Raw genomic sequence first — 21,030 nt, forward strand, 5'->3', positions numbered from 1 at the left:
TTTCAGACGATGGGCGCACATGTCGCGCCGTTATAATGCGCAGAAATACCCGCGCTGCGTATTTGGCGCAACATAAGGCCGTTCGCCCAAAGGTCAAGCGCTCTATGCGCCGCGTGTTTTGGCCTGATTTATTCATGCCGAAGCGCGTCAATCGGGAGCATTTTAGCGGCCCGCCTTGCTGGGAAAAACCCAAATATTACGCCAATAAACATGGCCGCCAGAAGCGAATAAAATCCGACTGCAAGGCTAGGGTTTATACTGAAGTCACCGTCTAGCCCCATGTTAATGAGGGCAATCACACCGTAACCCAGACCAATGCCGATAAAGCCGCTGAGTAAGCAAAGCATGGCGGATTCAATTAGGAACTGCCACATGATGTCACTCTCAAACGCGCCCATGGCCATACGCAAGCCAATTTCACTTGTGCGTTCTGATACTGTCATCAGCATAACATTCATCACGCCAATACCGCCGACCAGCAAAGCAATAGAGCCCATAGCCGCGAGAATATAGCCAATCATATTGATGGCTTTGGCTGATTCTGCGCGCATGGAGCGTAAGCTAAACATACTAAAATCAGGGGCATCATTAATGCCAATGTTTCTGCGTTGCCTGAGTATTTGATCAATCGTGCTTTCGATTTGATCAAAATTAGCGCCAGCTTCGCCGAGGACTTCAATGCTATTGACGTGTTTATGGACAAATTTATCGCCGCCAACCAGTTTTTGTCGCGCAAGGCCAATGGGTATCCAGATATAGCTCTCACGCGCTGATGTGCCGTCGCCATTGCCGCTACTGACGATGCCTTTCACGCGAAACTCGACACCGTTGATTTTTAGAGTTTGTCCCAAGGCATATTGGTCTTTGAACAATCGCTTGACGATACCCCGACTGATAACCGCGACGGGCGCGGCGCTGTCTAAATCATATTGAGATATCATCTCGCCATCAGTTAGTTCGTCCTCTTGCAAAAGCGGGTAGTCGAGATCAATCCCGGTTACAGTCGCCGAAATATCATCACCTAGGGCGGCAACACTTTTAACCGATACTCTAAGAGTGCCTGTAACAGCCGTCACATTTCGAATACCCCGTAGTGCAGCGACATCTGCTTCTGAAAAGCTAAAAACGGGGCGGCTTTGAGAGGCGCGACTATCGGGCCGCTGCGCGCCGACATAAATCGTGCGAGCGCCAACGGTATCAAATGCCTTTTCCATTTCCGTTTCTGCGACTTCGCCTAAGGTCAGCATGGCAAAAACTGACGCAACACCAATTATAATACCAAGAGATGTCAGGGCGGACCGCACAGGACGCTCGGCGAGCGACACGAGCGCTTGTTGGAAGGGATCTAAGAATCGCATGACACAAGCTTAGGTTAAACACGGCCATAAAAAAACCGCGCATATAGCGCGGCTTTCTCATGTTGAACTATAGACCTTATCGGTATTTATGAGGCCGCGCGTCTGTGTTGGTTGGGTTATAGCGATCGCTCAGCAGTTTTTGACGGCTATTCATATCTTGCGATACGCCGTCAATATAAACCGCTTCGGCGCCTGTCGTAACTTCCAACGGGTCACCGTCCCAGATAACTAGCGTAGCGTCACTGCCGACTGACAAATCACCTGATGTGCCGCCAAACCATTTGGCTGGGGTGGATGAGATTGAGGCAAAGGCCTTATCCCATGACAGACCTGTTCCAACGGCGTTACCCGCATGTTGGGACAGCACACGCACATTATGCGATAAGTCTGCCGTGCTGGTCATCACGGCATAGTCAACGCCGGCGGCGTCAAGGATGAGGATATTATCCTCGCGCGCGCCTACGGCGTCAAAACTGCGCGGTAGGTTTTCATGCGGGTCAACCATGACCTTTATGCCCGCCGCCGCAAGCTCGTCTGCTACCATCCACGCTTCAGCGGCACCGACGACGACGATGTCAATCTTGAACTCCTTTTTAAGATCAATAATCGTCATTAAATCAGATGCCCGACTGGCCGAGATTAGAAATGGCATACCGCCACGGGCAGCTTGGAACAATGCGCCTGCGTCACGGCGGGATAACATATCGCCGTCCTCGGGCCCGTCGTAACGGGCGGGGTAGGCAGCTGCATCATTTAACGCCGCGCGAAATTGCGACAGTGCCGCCGCGCGCGACCCGCCCGCTGTGCTGGCTCCGCCAGCCCCCAACTCGACTGAGATAAAAGCGTCGGTATTTTCAATGCTATCAAACTGACCTGACGTGTTAGCAATAAGCCCCGTGCCGCCAAAGATGTTCATGCCCGTACCGGGAACAGAGGCGATATGGGTGATGCCTTCGACCCGTGTATTGCCCATAACAGGTGTTTTGGGGTTGAAGCTATCAACGGCGCGGTCACTGACTGATGTTTTGCTTTCGCGGCCTCGAATATCGTTAGTGGATGATTCAAGGCTGATTTCGACAAGACCGATTTGGGAGTAGGGGGCAAAGAGACCCGGCGTGACCCATTTGCCTGTCCCGTCAAGCATAGTAACACCATCTGGCGTCGGAATGTCTGCCGCGACTTGCGCAATCTTGCCATTACGAACCAGCACATCGCCGGCCTCAATGATACCTGCCGCTGTATTCGTGACGACTTTCGCGTCTTTAATTAAGACGTCCTGCGCGAGAGCAGGGAGCGCTGAACCTAGAAGTAGGGCGACCGTGATTGAGGTCGTGAATGTTTTCATTGTCTTGCTCATCTTAATTGCCTCCCGCTGCATTGCCAAAGCTCAATGGCCCGGGCTGTCCGAGGCGGAAATCACTTTTCGGCTTCAAGCCGCTGTTACGGTCAAGAACAACAGCGCCGTCAATCATAACGGTTTCGGGCCGCGCATAGGTCGAGAACGGTTCTGCGTTCCAGAGCACAATGTCCGCTCGCTTTCCAACCTCCAAAGACCCTGTTTCGTCATCAATGCCGAGCGCTTTTGCAGGGTTTGACGTCAACCACATCCACGCATCCGCGCGAGAGATATCAAGACCTGCGCGGTTACCATCAGACCAGGCTTTGGCGACTTCTTGGTTGAGGCGCTGAATACCGTAAGCATCATCAGAATGGATCATCGCGCAGGCGCCAGCGGCATGGACAAAAGGAACGTTCTCACGAATTGTGTCGTAAGCTTCGGCTTTAAACCCGTACCAATCCGCCCACATTGCCGAGCATACATCGTTTTCTTTCAGCAAATCAGCGATTTTATAGCTTTCAATCGCGTGGTGGAATGTCGTAACTTTATAGTCAAATTCCTTGGCGATATCTATGATTTGGGCCATCTCATCCGCGCGGTAGCAATGCATTTGAACAAGGATTTTGCCGTCAATAACATCAGCGAGTGTTTCGAGTTGTAAATCACGCTTGAAGCCGTCACCGCCTTTGTCGCGTTTCTCTTTATACTCCGTCGCCTTGATCCAGTTTTTACGGTAACCCGCGACATTACCCATGCGAGAGCCAGGACCACCTTTGTTCCCGTAAACGCGTTTCGGGTTTTCACCACAGGCCATTTTAAGCGTATCGGGCGCATCTGGAAACTTCATGCCTTGAACCGTGCGGGCAGGGACATTGCGCAGGGTCACGCCGCGACCGCCAAACAAATTGGCTGAACCGGGAAGGACGTGCAGTGTTGTCGTGCCGCCTGCCAGGGCTTCGTCAAATCCTGGATCTTGGGGCCATACGCCGTGTTCTGCGTCCACTTCTGATGTGACGGGGCTCGTGACTTCATTACCGTCACTATGCGCGCGAATGCCGGGGGAGGGATAATTCCCGAGGTGGGAGTGAATATCAATAATTCCAGGCGTCACATAACGACCTTTTGCATCCACTGTCACGTCAGCATTGCCGCCGTCAATATCAGTGCCAATCGCCGTTATGCGGCCGTCAGTAATTAGGACAGAGCCATTTTCAATGAACCCACCGATGCCGTCATAAATGCGCGCATTAGTGATTAGCGTCGTCTCAGACGGAAGCGGTTGATAGGTCGAAGCAAAGGCAGGAGCTTTGTCAGCATCGCTGTCGTTATCCTTTTTCGTGGTTGTTTCGTTACCGCATGCCGCTAGGCCCACAATAACCGCGCCCAATAGGGTCAATTTCAAAGTCGTTTTCATGGGGGTGACTTAACCACGGCATGCAATAACGGGCAAGGGGGCAAGGGCCAATTTTCAGGCCGCTATTCTCTTTTACGATATGTTGGTCTATAGCGCCGCAAACATTTCAATACGAGGCCGTTACAATGTCAGCTAATTTTCAAAGCCAAACGCCAGCGCTAAATGGTATTTACAGTGGATTATTCACGGCTGCGGAGAATATATATGCGCATCTCAAGAAGGGATCTGGCCTACATATCGTCGAGACGAGTAACGATTCGGGTGACGCGCAAATTGGGCTGGATGTTATTGCAGATGAAGCATTTTTTGACTCGCTCAAAGATGACCCGAATGTGCGCTATGTCGTATCCGAAGAACGCCCAGGCTTAAGCAAAATATCAGACGGCGATTACAGCATCGCACTCGACCCGCTGGACGGATCGAAATCTGCGCTGATTGGCATTCCGAGCGGGGCTATATTTGGCATTTTCAAATCCGCTGAGACCGATGTGGATTTTCACGGCGGTAACATTGTCAGCGGTGGATTTTTTGTCTTTGGCATGAATTTGGAAGTCTATTTCGCCGATGGAGACAAGGTTTTTAAAGGCCTATTTGACCAAGCCACGTCTCAATGGACAATCCTGCCCATCACAGCGCCGCTGCCCATCTCTAATGTATGGTCTATCAATGGGGCCAATATGACGGTGTGGGATGACTGGCTGCAAGACCACTATGCCGCGCTATCTGACGCCACAAACGGCCAGACACCCATCAATATCCGCTGGTTTGCCTCTATGGTGTCCGATATTAAACGCCTTGTGTTGCAAGGCGGCATGTTCGCCTATCCACGCGCCAATCGCAAAGGCTATGAGAAGGGGCATCTGCGCCTCGTTTATGAAGCCATTCCCATGTCATTCCTAATCCACGCCATGGGCGGCGCATCATCCAATGGGCAGCAATCGCTACTAAAGACACCCGTGAAAACGCTCCATGAAAAAACGCCCGTATTTATAGGTGAGGCGGATAAGATTGCGGCGCTTCATAAGGCGCAAGAGTAACGTCTCGCGAAAATGTATGTAAATCGCATAATGTTTATTATGAGAAATTATAGATATGTGAAGTCGTTCAATATCAGAGACTTATAGCATTATTTCCATACCATCGTAAGCCACGCTTTGGGCTGGCAATATCTCTTTGCTCAGCACATTATAATCTAAATCAATATGCATATTTGTGAAGACGCCGTGTTTGGTTTGCGTCGTGGCGAGCCAGCGTAGCGCTTTGTCGGCGTGGGCGTGTGTTGGGTTCTCTAGGTAGCGTAGCGCGTCAATAATCCAGTAATCTGGACGGTCGATACGTGACAGGACATCAGGCGCAATATCGTGAACGTCTGGTGTATAGACGATGCGGTCGTTGAGCATGAAGCCCAGCGACGGTGTCGGGCCGTGTGATAATCCGAGCACACCAAAGGAAATCACGCCACCGGGGCCGTCAATTTTGATGTTATCGCCGTCTTTAATCAGCGGTTGGAGCTCCATTATGGGTGGATGGACGCGGCCTTCTGGTATCTCAAAACAATAGCCGAAACGATTGAAAACATTGCCTTTTGTGTGCTCATCCATATAGGCTGGGATACGTTTTCGCATACGGTATGCCAGCGCGCGAAGATCATCCAGCCCGTGGACTTGATCGGCATGATCATGGGTGTAAAGCACTGCATCAAGGCGTTGAGTGCCCGCATTTAAGAGCTGTTCGCGCAGGTCTGGTGACGTATCAATCAGCACTGTTGTGCAATTATCCACTGTCGAGCCGCCCTCTTCTGTCCATTGTTCAACAAGTATTGAGCAGCGCGTACGCCGGTTTTTGGGCTCTTCAGGGTCGCAAAAACCCCAATCGCCGCCCACGCGCGGCACACCGCCCGATGACCCGCAACCGAGTATTGTCACACGCAGTCTAGGTTTCATGACGTTGGCCGCTTGGCTTTGGTGAACAGATTAAAGAAGTTATCCGTGGTGATCTTCGCTGTCTCCTTAAGGTTCCATCCTTTCAGCTCAGCTAGCTTATGCGCGACATCGACCACAAAAGCTGGCTCACAGCGATGTCCACGGTGCGGCACTGGCGCGAGATATGGGCAATCTGTCTCTATCAAGATACGGTTGTCTGGCACAAGTCCGACAATCGCGCGCACATCATCGGCCTTTTTAAAGGTAATGATACCAGAAAACGCAATGTAAAGCCCCATATCAAGCCCGCGCTGCGCGAGCCGTTCGCCAGATGTATAGCAATGCAGCAGCGCCGGGAATGCACCCTTAGTCATTTCAGCCTCTAAGATGTCGCCCATCTTATCATCGGCATTGCGTGAGTGAATAATTAGCGGCAATTGTGTCTCTCGCGCGGCGTCAATATGAGCGCGAAAGTTCTTAAACTGCGCGGCTTCGTCGCTATAGTTATAATGGAAATCCAGTCCCGTTTCGCCGATGCCGATAACTTTCGGGTCAGATGCTTTTTCAATTAATTGCGCTGCTGTGATGTCGGGGTTATCTTTGGCGTCATGTGGGTGCGTCCCGACGCTGGCCCACATATTTGGATAGCAATTGGCAACAGCGAGCGTGGCGTCAAAATCCGACAATTTGCAACAAATGTTGAGCATGGTGCCGACGCCCGCATCAACCGCGCGTGCCACAACATCGTCAAGGTCACCCTCAAATTTCTCGCCGTGCAAGTTTACGTGACTATCGACAAACATTACGCCGCTCGCAGTTCTGAAAGCGCGGTAAGCAAGACAGTTTTCTTATCCATATTAATCGCGTCCTCGACCCGCTGCCACTCACCCATTTTAGACCATAAGCGCATCCAATGCTCCGCAGGCTTGCTCACAGGGAATGGTTTAAAGGCGCCAGTCCACTCTCCTGTCACGGAATATCGGGCTTGGCTTTGTAGTATATCTTGAAGGCAATCCCAAAATAATTGCCGCGAGGCTGCTTGGTCTTTTAACGACAGTCGCCCGGCCATGGTTTGGTCAAAGCTGCTATCGTTTCGCTCCAAGCTTGAGATGAACCGCGTCAGCGGACCCAATACTTCATCTGCGTTCTGAACGAGCGCTAAGGCTTTGCCCGGGCCACCGCGCGATAGCTTCACAGCCCCATCGATTACATTGGGCGCGGCATCGATTTGATTACGTAGCCACGGCATTATATCCGCCTCTGGCACGGGTCGTAATTGCATGAGCATACAGCGTGACCGAATAGTGGGAAGCAATCGTCCTGGTGAATTAGCCAGCAATAATATCAAAGCGTCTTTTGGCGGTTCTTCCAACGTCTTGAGTAATGCATTCTCAGCGTTGCGGTTCATATCATCCATACAGTCGATTATGGCGATACGCGGGAGCTTGTCCTCCGCTGGTGTGTTCTCAAAAAAACTGTTCATGTCCCGCACGGCCGCAACGGGGATTTCGGTTTTAAACCGTTTGAGTTTTTCGTCATAAGGACGGCGGAGCACAAACAAATTACCGTGACCCTGCGCACTGATGCGTTGCGAAACGGGGTCTTCGACGGGAATGTTCAGACTGCCGCGCAGTTGCGACTGACCGCCCAGCATATGGCGAATGATACGGTAAGCAAGTGTCGCTTTGCCAACACCCTGCGGCCCTGTGATAAGCCACGCATGATGCAAACGACCTGAATTTTGTGCGCGTAAAAACTGCGTTTCCGCGTCTGCATGACCTATCAGGTCATAGGTGTCTCTAGGGTGGTCACAGCCTGGCGCGCGGTCGCTTTCCGGCAGATAAACTGTTTCCTCGCGCCGCATCTAGGCGTTATCAACCGCCAACTTACCCGCAAGATCTGGGAACTTCTGCGTCACACCAAAAAACAGGCGCGTTTGAACGGCGTCTTTTTTCGCACCCCCATCGAGCACGAAGATGCGGTCTTGGTTCTTATCCGCAATATCAAGAAAGGCCGCACGAAGCGTATTGTGAAACTCCATCGACTCTGCATCAAAACGCGAGATTTCTTCACCGCGAGTCTCCACACGTTTCATGGCAATAACCGGGTCAACATCAAATAGAATTGTCAGATCTGGCTCAAACCCGCCCATAACGGCGTCATGAACGCCTTTTACGCGCTCCGCACCAATGCCGCGCGCATAGCCTTGATAGGCGACGCTGCTATCAGCAAAACGATCACTAATGACCCACGCGCCGCGCGCAAGTGCTGGTTTGATAAGCTTTTCAACATGGTCTAGCCGCGCTGCATACATTAACAGAAGCTCAGTCATGCCCGACCACCGATCTTTTGTGCCGTCGAGTACCAGTTTACGAATGGATTCTGCCCCAAATGTGCCACCAGGTTCGCGTGTTAGTACTGTTTCAATGCCGATTGCATTGAGCGCATCAGCCAGACGTTTGGCCTGTGTCGTTTTACCTGCGCCTTCACCGCCTTCCAGCGTTATAAATTTTCCGCGTTCCATATTACCCTCTTATCTTGCTGACTAATACGCTGATAACGCGTGAAAAGGCTGATTTTTGTTTAACGTCATTGGCTGCGACTAGGGGTACAACACGTATATCACGGCCAGGCTCTTGGATAATCAAATCGGCAATCACGTCACCTTTTGTAACGGGAGCCGCCACAGCTTTATACCGAATTTGTGTTTTAAGGCGGGTGCGGTCTGGACGGTATAATCCACTGACGACATCCTCAGTAACGACGGCTTCAACGGCATCCTCTGCCCCCATAAAAACATCAATACTTTCAACAACATCACCAGCTTTGTAAAGGTCATAAACATCAAAGCTGTCAAAGGCCGCCTGCATGAGGCGCACACTTTCTTCGCGGCGCTCAGATTTACTCCCAAGTCCGTTCACAACCATGATACGGCGGTCTTCCCCGCGTTTGGCTGAACCCACAAGTCCGTAACCAGAGCTTTCCGTATGACCAGTCTTTAGGCCGTCTGCCCCTGTAAAACGCCCCAGTAAAGGGTTGCGGTTGCTTTGCGTAATCCCATTCCATGTAAAAGACCGTTCGGAATATAAGCTATAAAACTCTGGATATTCAGACACAAAACGCTGCGCGTAACGCGCTAGATCATATAGGCTGATATTATGCTCAGGGTGTGGCCAACCTGTCGAATTACGAAATGTTGCACTATCAAAGCCTAATGAGCGCGCATGTTGGGTCATCATATCGGCAAAGGCGGTCTCTGAACCCGCTAAACCTTCGGCCAATACGATACAGGCATCATTGCCCGATTGAATGATAACACCTTTCAGCAAATCCCTGACGGCGACCTTAGAGCCAAGGTCTAAGAACATGGTTGAACTGCCAGATTTTGCACCGCCGCGACGCCACGCTTCTTCTGATACTGTGAATTCTGTGTCTAGGGTAATGCGGCCCTGGCGAATGGCATCAAATACCAACTCAGCCGTAACAATTTTTGTCATAGACGCCGGTGCAATCGGCAGACGAGCGTCTTTTTCAAATAATATAGAGCCTGTCTCATAATCCATAATAATGGCGTGGGGGGCCGGTGTATTAAAACCAGATTGAGCAGAGGCCGTCAGGGTGTTGCAAAACAAAGCCGTTGATAGACAGAAACTTAAAGCTAAAATGCGGTTCACGGAAATCTCCGGTGCGGTGCGACAGAATCAAAAAAGCACGCCATAACAGCGTGCTTCTTAGTTTTCACATCCACTTGCCGGGGTAAAGGCCCACGCAGTGATTATATTAAAATATTACTTTATTGTATGGGTGTAATTCACCGCAGGTATCCACTCTGCTTTGACCTCTGAACCTGACTTGGCCATATGGATCGGGCCTTTAATCGTCAGGGTCACCACACCGTCATCTTCTTCTACGCCCTGTGGTAATGCAGGCTGCGGGACGGCTTGGGGCACAAATTGTGGCTCGGCGGTCTTGGGCACAACGGGTTGCGGCGTCGGTTGATAGGGGGCAAATTCACGCGGCATTGGCGCGGGTTGCTGTAAAGGCGCGGCAGGTGGCGTGTAAGCTTGTGCTTCGGGTGCCTGTTGTCTGCGTAGCGGTTGATAGCCTTGCGGCGCAGAAGGCTGCGTTTGAGGGGCGAGTTGCGGCACAGGCTGCGGTATAGCTTGCGGACGCGGCGCTTCTACCATGCGCGACGGTGCCATCGGGTCAGCAGGGCCGACATAACGGACGCGAACACGACCAATGCCGTCTTCAATTGTACCTAATGCGCTTGCGGCAGCTTCTGATAAATCAATGATACGGTTGCCAACAAATGGGCCGCGGTCATTCAGGCGAACCATAATGGAACGCCCATTATCCAGATTAGTGACATGTAACATGCTGTTCAGTGGCAATGTTTTATGCGCGGCTGTCATGTCATTTTTGTTGTAAATTTCGCCCGTCGCAGTGGGTTTGCCGTGGAATTTATCACCATACCAGCTTGCCTCACCGACCTTATCATAGTCAGGTTGATGCTTTGGTTTATAGCTTTTACCCATGATAGAGTAACGCTTACCAATGCGTTGGTGCTTGTAAAGATCACGGTCAACCATGGATGGATCAAATGGCACAGAGGCCGTTGCGGACGGGGCTGGTGCGCTTACTTGTGGACGCGGCGCGGGCATGCTCTGCGGCTCATAAGGTGACGGAATAGAGTAAGCTGGACGTCCGTCTGGTACGGTTGATACACGCGGCAAGCTTGGCCGTGTCAGAGACGCCATCTTGACTGCATTTTGATCAATTTTATACGTGATGGGTGCACCAGAGGCGACCTTAACGCTTGAGGTTGTCGAGCAGGCCGACATCGTCAACGCGCAAGCGCCTGCTAAAGTTAAAGACACGATTTTTTTTACGTCAAAGACCATCATCATAACACTCACCATCTCTACAGCTTTCGCCGTTTCCCACATTTCATTTATGAGATACCAATCTGTGTCGGTTTTCTCTTCATTGGGTGTTAAGCTAAACGAACAAGTTTAAACTCAGGTTTGAAAACAGACCTAATGAACAACAAAAATTCAGGGTTGCCAGAGGGTTAACGCCCGACCCGCTACGGGGTTTGTGCGGCGGATGAATAGTGAAAAGCTATAAATGCAATTTTTGTCATAAAAGGGTTGCGAGCCGCGCCGAATATGCTAATCCCGCGCGTGCAGACCAAGCATATCCTCGGGTGGGTGGCAGAGCGGTTGAATGCACCAGTCTTGAAAACTGGCGTGGGGGTAACTCCACCGGGGGTTCGAATCCCTCCCCGCCCGCCACTGCTTTGCAGTCGCTCTCCTCTTCTTTTTTAAATGCAGCGTGTTTCCCGTGGTAAGTTGCATGTGTTGGTCAGCATTTAACGCCGCACATTTTTTGTGCAGGCACATATCGTTAGTGTTTCCCGCATCATAAAATATGTATTTGCTCCGACATCTCCTTAGGGTAGCTCTATGGCTAATTCACTACAGTCCGAATATAAAGCTGTCAGACTGATTGCCGTCTCCAACCGAACCGCTATCGACCCGAACGCGCGGGCGGGCGGATTATCAGTGGCGCTATGGGATACGTTAAAGGCTTCCAATGGACTTTGGATTGGCTGGAGCGGTAAAATCAAAGATTTCAGCAGTCAAAAGGCAACACTTGCGAGCGACGACGGCGTAGACTTTGCATTATGCGATATGAGCAAATCGCAATATGAAGGCTTTTACCTTAACTACGCGAATAGTGTTCTTTGGCCTCTGCTTCATAACCGACTTGATCTTGTAAATTTTGAAACTCATGACATTGGTCCTTATCGCGATACGAATGTTCAATTTGCCAATGCTGTGGCGGCCCATGCCAATCTTGATGACTTTGTTTGGGTGCATGATTATCACTTTTTTCTACTGGCCCATGAATTAAGAGCTCAAGGATGGACGGGGCAAGTCGGTTTTTTCCTTCATATTCCCTTCCCCTCGCCTGATGTCTTTCGCGCCTTACCAGAAGCCAGCGAACTTGCTCGCGCGATATGTGATTATGACATTGTCGGCCTACAAAGCACAAAAGACGTGACCAATTTGAAACAGTTTCTATCGGAAGATTGCGGCGCGCAATATATCGGCGAAGAAGATGTGATGGTCTTTGGCCGTCGGGTCACAATCCGTCACTGCCCGATAGGCATAGACACGCTTAGTTTCAAAGCTGCTACAAAAAGCGAACCCGCCAAAGCTGCAAGCCGAAAGCTTCGTAAGTTTTCAGGCGACCGTAAGTTAATCATCGGTGTTGACCGTATGGATTATTCCAAAGGATTGCCGCAGCGATTTGAATCTGTCTCCAAACTCTTTGATAATTACCCTGAAACACACGGCGCAACGTCGTTTATTCAAATTGCGCCGCCGTCTCGTAGCATCGTGGATGAATACATACAATTAAGAGAAGAACTCGACGGTCTTTGCGGACGCATCAATGGTGATTACGGCGATTTGGACTGGATGCCTATCCGTTATCTCGCCCGGCCCTACAGGCGCGAAGAAATTGCGGGGCTTTATAACCTTGCTGATGTTTGTCTCGTTACACCGTTAAAAGACGGCATGAACTTAGTCGCGAAGGAATTTGTCGCCGCACAAAATCCCGATGATCCCGGCGTTTTGATATTATCTCAATTTGCAGGTGCGGCAGAGCAAATGACAGAGGCGCTAATTGTTAATCCTTACGACACTGAGGCTGTGGCCAAGACAATTTTTCGGGCGCTCCACATGCCCTTAGATGAGCGTAAATTTCGCTGGGCTGCGTTAAATGATGGTGTCACACAGCTGGATATCAATTGGTGGAGAGAGCGGTTTTTTGCACCATATGGCGCAAACGCTTCGACCCAGTCCAGCCAAGAGGCCGCGCCTTAATATGACATCTGACGCTATGTCCAATTTCACATTTCCGAAAAACACTGCGCTCTTTCTTGATTTTGACGGCACGCTGGTATCCTTTGCTGATGACCCGAACGCAGTGCATCTGACTTCAGTGCAAACTGATATTTTGCTGAGGCTCCACGCAGCCTTATCGGGGGCCGTTGCTCTGATTAGTGGCCGTGATATTCGTGATTTATCAAAACGCACACCACAGGATTTATGGCGGATTGGAAATCACGGTCTATACGCGGCAGCACCAGGCAAGGCGCCGCCCAATAATATCATTCATTTTCCACCGACTTTGCGGCAGACCCTAGAGACTGAATTACGCGCTCTGCCAAAAGTTTGGATTGAAGATAAGGGTCCTATCCTTGCCATTCATCACCGCGCCAACCCTGATGCCGGCCCTGATATTGTCCGTATCGCAACAAAAGTCATGCAAAGTGCTATCCTTGATGACCAATTGTGCCTGCAAGTGGGTCACGATGTGGTGGAGATTAAGCCAACAGCGGCCAATAAGGGCAAAGCCCTTTTAAAGCATATGTCACATCCTGATTTCACAGGCCGCATAGCCGTGATGATTGGGGATGACACAACGGATGAAGACGGTTTTTTAGCCGCGCAAAGCCTTGGTGGTTTTGGTATTAAAATGGGTCCGGGGCCAACAGCCGCAAAGTACCGCATCGATAGCCAAGACGACCTCTATACACTTTTGGGAACACTTATATGAGCCACTTAAATTTGGGCATTATCGGCAATAGCACGATAGCAGCCCTGATCGATACAGACGCAAAAATCAATTGGCTATGCTTGCCTAAACTTGACGGAGAGCCCATTTTCGATGCGCTGCTCGGCGGTAAAGGTGGGTTCAGTGTGTGGATGGAAGACCGTGTAAGCACGGAGCAAAGCTATGAGCACAATACCGCGGTCTTACGCACGCGTCTGACCGATAAAGACGGTGCAATACTAGACGTCATCGACTTCGCCCCCTATTTTCCCAAACGCGGTCGCAGTTTTCGCCCCGCCAGTTTTGTGCGCCAGTTACAGGTAGTCAACGGCTCGCCGCGAGTAAAATTAGAGATAAACGCCCAAGGCAATTGGGGCGAAAATACTCTGGTACCCAAACGCGGGGTCAATCATATTAGCTTTCAAACGCAAGACGGCGGATTTCGCGTGACCACATCTGCCCCAGTGTCTTATATCCTGTCTAATACAAGCTTTGTGCTGGACCGTGACGTGGCATTCATTTGCGGCCCTGATGAGACGGTCTCTGATAATGTAGACTTCTTGGCGCGCGATTGGCGCGAACGCACAGTAGATTACTGGCGACGCTGGACCCGCAATCTGGCGGTTCCTCCCGATTGGCAGGCGGCTGTGATACGCGCCGCTATCACGCTGAAGCTTTGTGTTTATGAAGAAACGGGTGGTGTTGTTGCTGCTTTAACCACATCAATTCCTGAACATGCCGGATCAGAACGCAATTGGGATTACCGGTTTTGCTGGATTAGAGACGCTTATTTTAGCGTAACAGCGCTCAATCGCTTGGCATCTATGGAAACGTTAGAGCATTACATGCGCTTTTTGCGCAGTGTCGTAGCCCAAGCCAAAGGCGGGCATATCCAACCTGTGTACGGTATTGGTCTTGAGACGGCCCTGACGGAGGATTTCGCAGAGCATCTACCGGGCTACCGAGGTTACGGGCCCGTGCGGCGCGGTAATCAAGCGGCCGAGCATATCCAGCATGATGTTTACGGCCAAATTGTCCTTGCCGCGAGCCAAGCCTTTCTAGACGAGCGTCTATTGTCGCAGGTTGGCATTGCCGAATTTGAGCAACTAGAACCCGTAGGCGAGCGCGCCTTTGCGATGCATGACACACCAGACGCTGGCATTTGGGAATTTAGAACCCTCGCCTATGTCCACACCTCGTCAGCCATCATGTGTTGGGCGGCGTGTGACCGCCTGTCAAAAATCGCGTCATATTTGGGTCTAGAGAAAAAAACGACTTATTGGGCAGAGCGTGCAGAAATTATCAAACGCCATATTTTAGATAACGCCTATAACGCTGATATGAACGCTTTTACCGCCAGCTACGGAGGCGACACTCTCGACGCCTCTGTCCTGCTAATGGCAGAAATTGGATTTTTACCCGCGTCTGACCCGCGTTACGTCGGCACAGTGGAAGCGATTGACCGTGACCTTCGTGAGGGCAATCACATCTACCGCTATAAAACTGCCGACGATTTTGGCAAACCGCAAACCGCTTTCACGGCTTGCACCTTTTGGCATATTGACGCGCTTTACCGCATTGGGCGAGAGGATGACGCGCGCGCGATGTTTGAAGCGATACTGGCTCAACGCAACCACCTCGGCCTCTTATCTGAAGATGTTGATCCGAAAACAGATGAGCTTTGGGGCAATTACCCGCAAACCTATTCGATGGTCGGCATTATCAATTCCGCCAATCTAATGAGCCGTAAGTGGACCGATATTGTTTAGGGCAGACAGTATTAAACGATTAATCCTCGTCATCTGCACTTTCAATGCGGGCCGATAGCGCCGCGGCCATGAAGGCGTCCAAATCACCGTCTAGCACACCGCCTGTGTCGGATGTTTCAATTCCTGTCCGCAGGTCTTTGACCAATTGATAGGGTTGCAGCACATAAGAACGTATTTGATGCCCCCAGCCGATCTCTGACTTGCTATCGGCTTCTTCTTGGGCGGCGTCTTCTCTGATTTTTAGTTCACGCTCATAAAGGCGCGCGCGGAGCATATCCCAGGCTTGGGACCGGTTTTTATGTTGCGATCTGTCATTTTGGCATTGCACGACAATACCTGTGGGTTCGTGGGTGATACGCACAGCACTATCTGTTTTGTTAACATGCTGCCCCCCTGCCCCTGATGCACGGAAAGTATCCACGCGACATTCGCTCTCGTTAACCTCAATATCAATCGTATCGTCAATTTGCGGATAGACCCAGACGCTACTAAAGCTGGTATGGCGGCGGGCAGAGCTATCATAGGGCGAGATGCGCACCAAGCGGTGAACACCGCTTTCAGTTTTCAACCAACCGTAAGCATTTTCGCCTTTAACCTTGATTGTCGCCGATTTAATACCGGCCTCGTCGCCTGACTGCTCCTCTAAGACCTCCACCTTCATGCCACTGGCGTTGGCCCAACGCGAATACATACGCAGCAGCATTTCGGCCCAATCTTGAGCTTCCGTGCCGCCAGCGCCAGGGTGGATTTCAACAAAGGCATCATTGGCGTCTGCTTCACCAGATAGCAGGGCCTGAACTTCGGCTTTGGCAGATTTTTCGCGCAGTCGTGCCATCATGGTTGCGGCCTCAGAGAGCAATTCCTCATCACCCTCCATTTCTGCCATTTCGGCGATTTCAACAGCATCAGATAAATCAGAGCTCAGAGATGATATTGCCTCAAACGACCCTTCTAGTCGCGCGCGTTCTTGCATTAATTTTTGCGCGCCTTGCGGGTCATCCCAAAAATCAGCTTTCTCGGACAGCGCATTAAGTTCGGCTAAACGCCGCTCCGCAACGTCCCAGTCAAAGACGCCTCCGCAGCAATGTAACAGAGTGTTCAATTTCCGTTTTTAATGTCTCTAAATCAGCACGCATGGCAAATCCCAGCTTATACAAGCAATGTTTATCGGTCGTTCAAAATTGGAGGCTTAGATAACCTTAATACAAGCCGTCTTCAAGCTCATCTTCTTTGGGTTCGACGGTATCAGGCTTCACATCGGCTGGTAGAGGATTGTTGACAGTTGGCACAGACGTTTCAGGGTCAGCTAAGACCGGCGTCGCGGCTGGGCTTGGCGTATCGGGCAACGCATTTTCGCCAACATTACTGTCCTCGCCCAATGTCTCTTTATTGTCGTCTTCATTTATGACATCAGCCCCATCGACCGTAGAATCGCCCGCTTCGGCCACATCGTCTTCGAAATCAAAGCCACCACCAAAGAAACTATCCCGTGCAGTCCCAACGCGAATAGTAGAGCTTAGGTCACCAAGCTTGGGCTCAGTTCCTGCACGAAACGCTTCTAGAATAAAATCTGGTGCTCCGATATACGAAGGCTCACCCGTATCGCGGGTTACAGGCGATAGCGTAATCCCCTCTGGAATACGAAACGGAACAACGGCTTTGTCTTTCAAAGCTTCACGCATGAAATCACGGAAAATAGGCGCTGCGGCTTTACCGCCAGCTTCATTGGCGAGTGGACGCGGTGTATCGTAACCGACATAAACCCCGGCAACGAGGTCAGGTGAGAAACCCATAAACCACGCATCTTTATAGTCATTTGTTGTTCCAGTTTTACCGCCAAGGGGGCGTCCCAAAACCGAAATTGATCGTCCTGTTCCGTTATCAACGACGCCTTTTAGCATATAGGTGATTTGATACGCCGTGACGGGATCCATAACTTGTTCGCGGTCATCTGGTAGCGCTGGTGGAGAACCATCTGTCCACTCCTCGACCTGACACTCGGTACAGGTTTTATTGGCATGGACAAAAATCGTTTTACCATCGCCGTCTTGAACGCGGTCTAGGATGGTGGGCGTTATTTTCTTACCGCCATTAACCAACTCCGAGTAACCCGTCGCCAGACGCAGCATTGTTGTTTCGCCCGCGCCTAAGGCCCAGGCGAGTTCGGATTTGACCTCGTCATATATACCCATATCTTCGCCGTAGCGTTTGACCTGGCCCATTCCAATATCGTTCGCCATCCGCACAGTCATGGCATTCTTTGATTTCTCTAATCCAAAACGTAGCGTTTTCAGGCCGTAAAACTGACCTTGGTTATAGTTGGCAGGCTTGTAGAAAACTTCGCATTCCTCGTCCTCGATTGGATTGCCTTCGTCATCTGTTTTCACAAGCTTAGTGCGCGTCCGCCGCAGGCTTGGTGTATCGTCAACGGGGGCGTCTGCGCCTTCCTCTTCTTGAATTTCACGGCACTCATCCGCGTCATCACGCTCAATGATAAAAGGCGCGTCCAGCACTTGGGTCGCGGGTGTGTAGCCTTCTTCCAACGCAGCGGCATACACAAAGGGCTTAAAAGCCGAGCCTGGCTGTCGGTAAGCTTGGGTAACACGGTTAAACTGGCTTTGCTCAAAGCTGTAACCGCCCACCAAGGCGAGCACACGGCCAGTATGCGGATCCATAGCAACAAGGCCGCCGTTCACATTGGGTACCTGACGCAGATTATAACGCTCGGCGTCTACATTTTGGCGCTCAACAAGGATAACATCACCTGGCGAGAACATTTTTGTCATGTCCTCTGGCGCTGGGCCGCGACGGCCATTCTCTAATGGCTTACCCGCCCACGCCATGTCTTTGACGTATAGCTCTCCCTTAGCTTTGATATCAAAATCTTCCGTGCTCTCCCCGTCGTCAGGGGCCCGGGATAGGTCATCGTCAAAAGCTAGCTCGGCCTTATCTTTTGATACATTCATAACCAGAGCAACACGCCAATTACCAATATCGCTGGGTACATCAACGGCGTCTAATTTTGCTTTCCAATCGGAGAAGCCGTCAATAGAGGCAATTGGGCCGCGGTAACCTCTGCGCATGTCAAAGGCTTCTAATCCTGAGCGCAGCGCGTTGCGGCCTGCAAGTTGTAAGCGCGTATCCAAAGTCGTGCGAATGGACAGACCGCCCTCATATAATTCATCTTCGCCGTACATGTTAAAGATTTGCTTGCGGGCTTCTTCGACGAAATATTCGGCTGCCAAATATTCATCACCATCAAAGCGGTCGACAACGACCAAGTCTTGCAACCGTGCTGCCTCCGCCTCAGACTCTGTAATATAGCCGTCTTCGGCCATACGCCCAAGAACATAAGACTGCCGCGTTTTCGCGCGCTCAAAGCCGCGCTCATTGCTCAGTTGGTAATTGTTTGGCCCCTTTGGTAGCACAGCCATATAGGCATTCTCGGCGATATCCAATTCATGCATGGGCTTGCCAAAATAATTAAGTGATGCCGCCGCCACGCCATAGGCACCCCGACCAAAGTAAATCTCATTGACGTAAAGCTCCAAAATCTCGTCCTTCGTCAAAGCCTTTTCCATGCGCCGCGCAATCATAATTTCGCGCAATTTACGGTCTATCGAATACTCATCACCGACGAGGAAGTTTTTCGCCACTTGCTGCGTAATTGTTGACGTTCCGCCGACCCTACGCCCCTGAAGTTTTGTTGGGACCGCCATGAGTGCCGCACGGCTAAGGCCAATCGGATCCCACCCATTATGAGAGTAAAAACGTTTATCTTCGGCGGCGACAAAGGCGTGCTGCAATTGTTTTGGGATCGTTTCAATTGGAACAAAAACACGGGCTTCTTTTCGAAATTCTGAGATTAGTTTGCCGTCGCCTGCATGAACGCGTGACATCACAGGCGGTTTATAATCCGATAGCGCCTCAACAGAGGGTAAATCTTTGGTCGCGCGGATAAAATAAACAAGTGCAAAAATCATCAAAAAGACGCCGATAACGGCACCTGAGATTACAAGCCATTTTAGAATTTGCCAAAATTTTGTCATACACCGCTTATCGTTTTCTGCGCTCTACATTCAAACCAAAGTAATACGGCGCGATTATGACCACTCTGCATGAAATGCGCACAATAGCCTTTACAAAGATTCGTCTTTAAAGCGAATTATAAGCATCCATTAGACATAGGTCACGGGCTTTGCGCGTCAAAATACAAATTAATTGCAGAGGTAACCGACTTCAGAACCTTTTTACGGTGTGATGACTTGTTAAGAAGCTTTTCATCAGACGGATGGGACAGAAAGCCAAGCTCCAACAAGACGGCTGGCACATCGGGGGCAAGGAGTACAAAATACCCAGCCCGTCGGTGCGAATTATTGATAAGACGCGTGGAGCCCGCCAATTCCCCGATTAATATATCGGCAAATTGCGTTGAATTAGACTTTGTGCTGCGCTGCGCTAAATCAACAAGAATGTCACCCACAGGGTCGGTTTGTTCTGTTAAATCAACATCCATGATCCAATTTTGCGTATTCACGATGCGTTTTGAGCGTGTCTTAGCCCTATCTGCGAGTGTGTACACCGTGGCCCCGCGCGCATTTGGCCCCGCAGAATCAGCGTGAATAGAAATGAATAAATCCGCGCCGCCCGCCCGCGCAATTCTGATACGCTCTTTATGTTCGACGTAGACATCTTTGGACCGCGTCATAATCACGTCGTAGCGCCCAGTTGCCAAAAGTTGTCTTTGTAACTCTTGGGCCGCCGTCCATGTAATGACCTTTTCTTTGGTACCCTTTTGGCCAATTGCGCCTGGGTCTCGCCCTCCGTGGCCAGGATCTATTACAATGACAGGCCGGCGATAAGGTCTGGAGGCGACGCCCACGCTTTTGGGCTTGAGTATAGGATAGGGCACAGTTGTTTTAGCAAAATATCGAGGGTCTAGCTCATTTGCTTTTACAGTTTTTACTGCCTTTGGCGCATCCGACGTGCTTGGGCTTCCAAAAGTGAAAGTCATTAGCCGGCCGTTTTGACGCTCAATAGGTTTTAGGTTCTTCTGTTTTAAATCAATAACTAAGCGGGTTCCGTTACCGCGTCGTGCGTAGCGTACAGATTTGACAATGCCCTGCCCATCTATCGTGTTGTCCTTATGGGACAGTTGAAAGCTTGCGTCATTCCAATCCATCACGAGACGTGGATTGTCATCATTAATCGCAAACACAGTACTCGGTTTCGGAGCCTTGCCTGTAAATGTGATATCGATTCGCACGTTCTTTTGAGAATCAGAGGTAATATCAACACGGCTAATGTCTTGCGCATGGGCCGTTCCGCCCCATATCAATGTTGTGGCCAGCATTACTAGAGTAAAAATGCAAAGCAAATTGCGCACGAAACAGGTCCTTTGTGGTTAACAAAACTGTAATAGCGGCCTAAGCGTTGACATTGGGTTACCATAACGCCCGCAATTTCAGACAATCGCACGCCGTCAGGCAAAAAGGCTTTGCGCATTGCCATGTAATGAGGCAAGGTCACACCATCAGAGGCTGAAGCACCCTAAAGGCGTGCCGCCTTACCAGTATCATCCGATACGCAATAAGAGATA

General features: G+C 50.6%; 16 protein-coding genes and 1 tRNA gene. 5 read left to right on the forward strand and 12 right to left on the reverse strand.

Going from position 1 to position 21,030, the window contains the following annotated elements:
• Positions 1 to 128: 128 nt before the first annotated feature.
• From AB6B37_RS07135 to AB6B37_RS07145, 3 genes are all read right to left on the reverse strand, one after another.
• Positions 129 to 1,358, reverse strand: coding sequence for an ABC transporter permease (locus AB6B37_RS07135; protein WP_371398201.1), 1,230 nt, complete (start codon positions 1,356 to 1,358; stop codon positions 129 to 131).
• A gap of 76 nt (positions 1,359 to 1,434) precedes the next feature.
• Complete coding sequence (locus AB6B37_RS07140; protein WP_371398202.1) at positions 1,435 to 2,715, reverse strand: amidohydrolase family protein; 1,281 nt, start codon at positions 2,713 to 2,715, stop codon at positions 1,435 to 1,437.
• A gap of 1 nt (position 2,716) precedes the next feature.
• Positions 2,717 to 4,111 (reverse strand): amidohydrolase, encoded by a 1,395-nt coding sequence (locus tag AB6B37_RS07145; RefSeq protein WP_371398203.1) that lies wholly within the window; start codon positions 4,109 to 4,111, stop codon positions 2,717 to 2,719.
• 125 nt (positions 4,112 to 4,236) lie between these two features.
• On the opposite strand from AB6B37_RS07145, the gene AB6B37_RS07150 reads away from it, so the two are divergent.
• The gene (locus AB6B37_RS07150) at positions 4,237 to 5,148 is read left to right on the forward strand and encodes a hypothetical protein (protein ID WP_371398204.1); all 912 of its coding nucleotides are present in this window, start codon (positions 4,237 to 4,239) and stop codon (positions 5,146 to 5,148) included.
• 81 nt (positions 5,149 to 5,229) lie between these two features.
• Here the strand turns inward: AB6B37_RS07150 and AB6B37_RS07155 are convergent, their stop codons facing one another.
• The 6 genes from AB6B37_RS07155 to AB6B37_RS07180 all read right to left on the reverse strand — a co-directional run bounded on the left by AB6B37_RS07155 (position 5,230) and on the right by AB6B37_RS07180 (position 10,913).
• A complete protein-coding gene (locus tag AB6B37_RS07155) occupies positions 5,230 to 6,054 on the reverse strand; it encodes an MBL fold metallo-hydrolase (protein WP_371398205.1) in 825 nt (274 codons plus the stop codon).
• Positions 6,051 to 6,836: a TatD family hydrolase gene (locus AB6B37_RS07160; protein ID WP_371398206.1), complete on the reverse strand. Its 786-nt coding sequence runs from the start codon at positions 6,834 to 6,836 to the stop codon at positions 6,051 to 6,053. The genes AB6B37_RS07155 and AB6B37_RS07160 overlap by 4 nt, the downstream gene beginning before the upstream one ends.
• Positions 6,836 to 7,897, reverse strand: coding sequence for a DNA polymerase III subunit delta' (locus AB6B37_RS07165; protein ID WP_371398207.1), 1,062 nt, complete (start codon positions 7,895 to 7,897; stop codon positions 6,836 to 6,838). Before AB6B37_RS07165 ends, AB6B37_RS07160 begins: the two co-directional genes overlap by 1 nt.
• Entirely contained in the window at positions 7,898 to 8,557 is a 660-nt protein-coding gene (gene tmk / locus AB6B37_RS07170; RefSeq protein WP_371398208.1) for a dTMP kinase, read from the reverse strand.
• Between the two features lies 1 nt (position 8,558).
• Positions 8,559 to 9,707 carry a D-alanyl-D-alanine carboxypeptidase family protein gene (locus tag AB6B37_RS07175; protein ID WP_371398209.1) on the reverse strand — a complete coding sequence of 383 codons (1,149 nt, stop codon included), beginning with the start codon at positions 9,705 to 9,707 and terminating at the stop codon, positions 8,559 to 8,561.
• A 114-nt stretch (positions 9,708 to 9,821) separates the two neighbouring features.
• Positions 9,822 to 10,913, reverse strand: coding sequence for a septal ring lytic transglycosylase RlpA family protein (locus AB6B37_RS07180; RefSeq protein ID WP_371398210.1), 1,092 nt, complete (start codon positions 10,911 to 10,913; stop codon positions 9,822 to 9,824).
• A 327-nt stretch (positions 10,914 to 11,240) separates the two neighbouring features.
• On the opposite strand from AB6B37_RS07180, the gene AB6B37_RS07185 reads away from it, so the two are divergent.
• From AB6B37_RS07185 to AB6B37_RS07200, 4 genes are all read left to right on the forward strand, one after another.
• Positions 11,241 to 11,330: transfer RNA gene (locus tag AB6B37_RS07185), tRNA-Ser, on the forward strand.
• Between the two features lie 171 nt (positions 11,331 to 11,501).
• Positions 11,502 to 12,929: a trehalose-6-phosphate synthase gene (locus tag AB6B37_RS07190; RefSeq protein ID WP_371398211.1), complete on the forward strand. Its 1,428-nt coding sequence runs from the start codon at positions 11,502 to 11,504 to the stop codon at positions 12,927 to 12,929.
• Position 12,930: 1 nt separating this feature from the next.
• On the forward strand, positions 12,931 to 13,665 hold the full coding sequence (gene otsB, locus AB6B37_RS07195; protein ID WP_371398212.1) for a trehalose-phosphatase: 735 nt from the start codon (positions 12,931 to 12,933) through the stop codon (positions 13,663 to 13,665).
• A complete protein-coding gene (locus AB6B37_RS07200) occupies positions 13,662 to 15,431 on the forward strand; it encodes a glycoside hydrolase family 15 protein (RefSeq protein ID WP_371398213.1) in 1,770 nt (589 codons plus the stop codon). Before otsB ends, AB6B37_RS07200 begins: the two co-directional genes overlap by 4 nt.
• 19 nt (positions 15,432 to 15,450) lie before the next feature.
• Here the strand turns inward: AB6B37_RS07200 and prfB are convergent.
• The 3 genes from prfB to AB6B37_RS07215 form a co-directional block, all read right to left on the reverse strand.
• Positions 15,451 to 16,567 (reverse strand): peptide chain release factor 2 gene (prfB, locus tag AB6B37_RS07205; protein WP_371398214.1). Its coding sequence is split into 2 segments (ribosomal slippage): positions 15,451 to 16,497 and positions 16,499 to 16,567, totalling 1,116 coding nucleotides; the frame shifts between segments, so codons are not numbered across the junction.
• Positions 16,568 to 16,630: 63 nt separating this feature from the next.
• A complete protein-coding gene (locus tag AB6B37_RS07210) occupies positions 16,631 to 19,480 on the reverse strand; it encodes a penicillin-binding protein 1A (protein ID WP_371398215.1) in 2,850 nt (949 codons plus the stop codon).
• Between the two features lie 140 nt (positions 19,481 to 19,620).
• Positions 19,621 to 20,784 (reverse strand): N-acetylmuramoyl-L-alanine amidase, encoded by a 1,164-nt coding sequence (locus AB6B37_RS07215; RefSeq protein ID WP_371398216.1) that lies wholly within the window; start codon positions 20,782 to 20,784, stop codon positions 19,621 to 19,623.
• Positions 20,785 to 21,030: the final 246 nt, after the last annotated feature.

Source organism: Fretibacter rubidus, from assembly GCF_041429785.1.
Taxonomy (GTDB): domain Bacteria; phylum Pseudomonadota; class Alphaproteobacteria; order Caulobacterales; family Maricaulaceae; genus Fretibacter; species Fretibacter rubidus.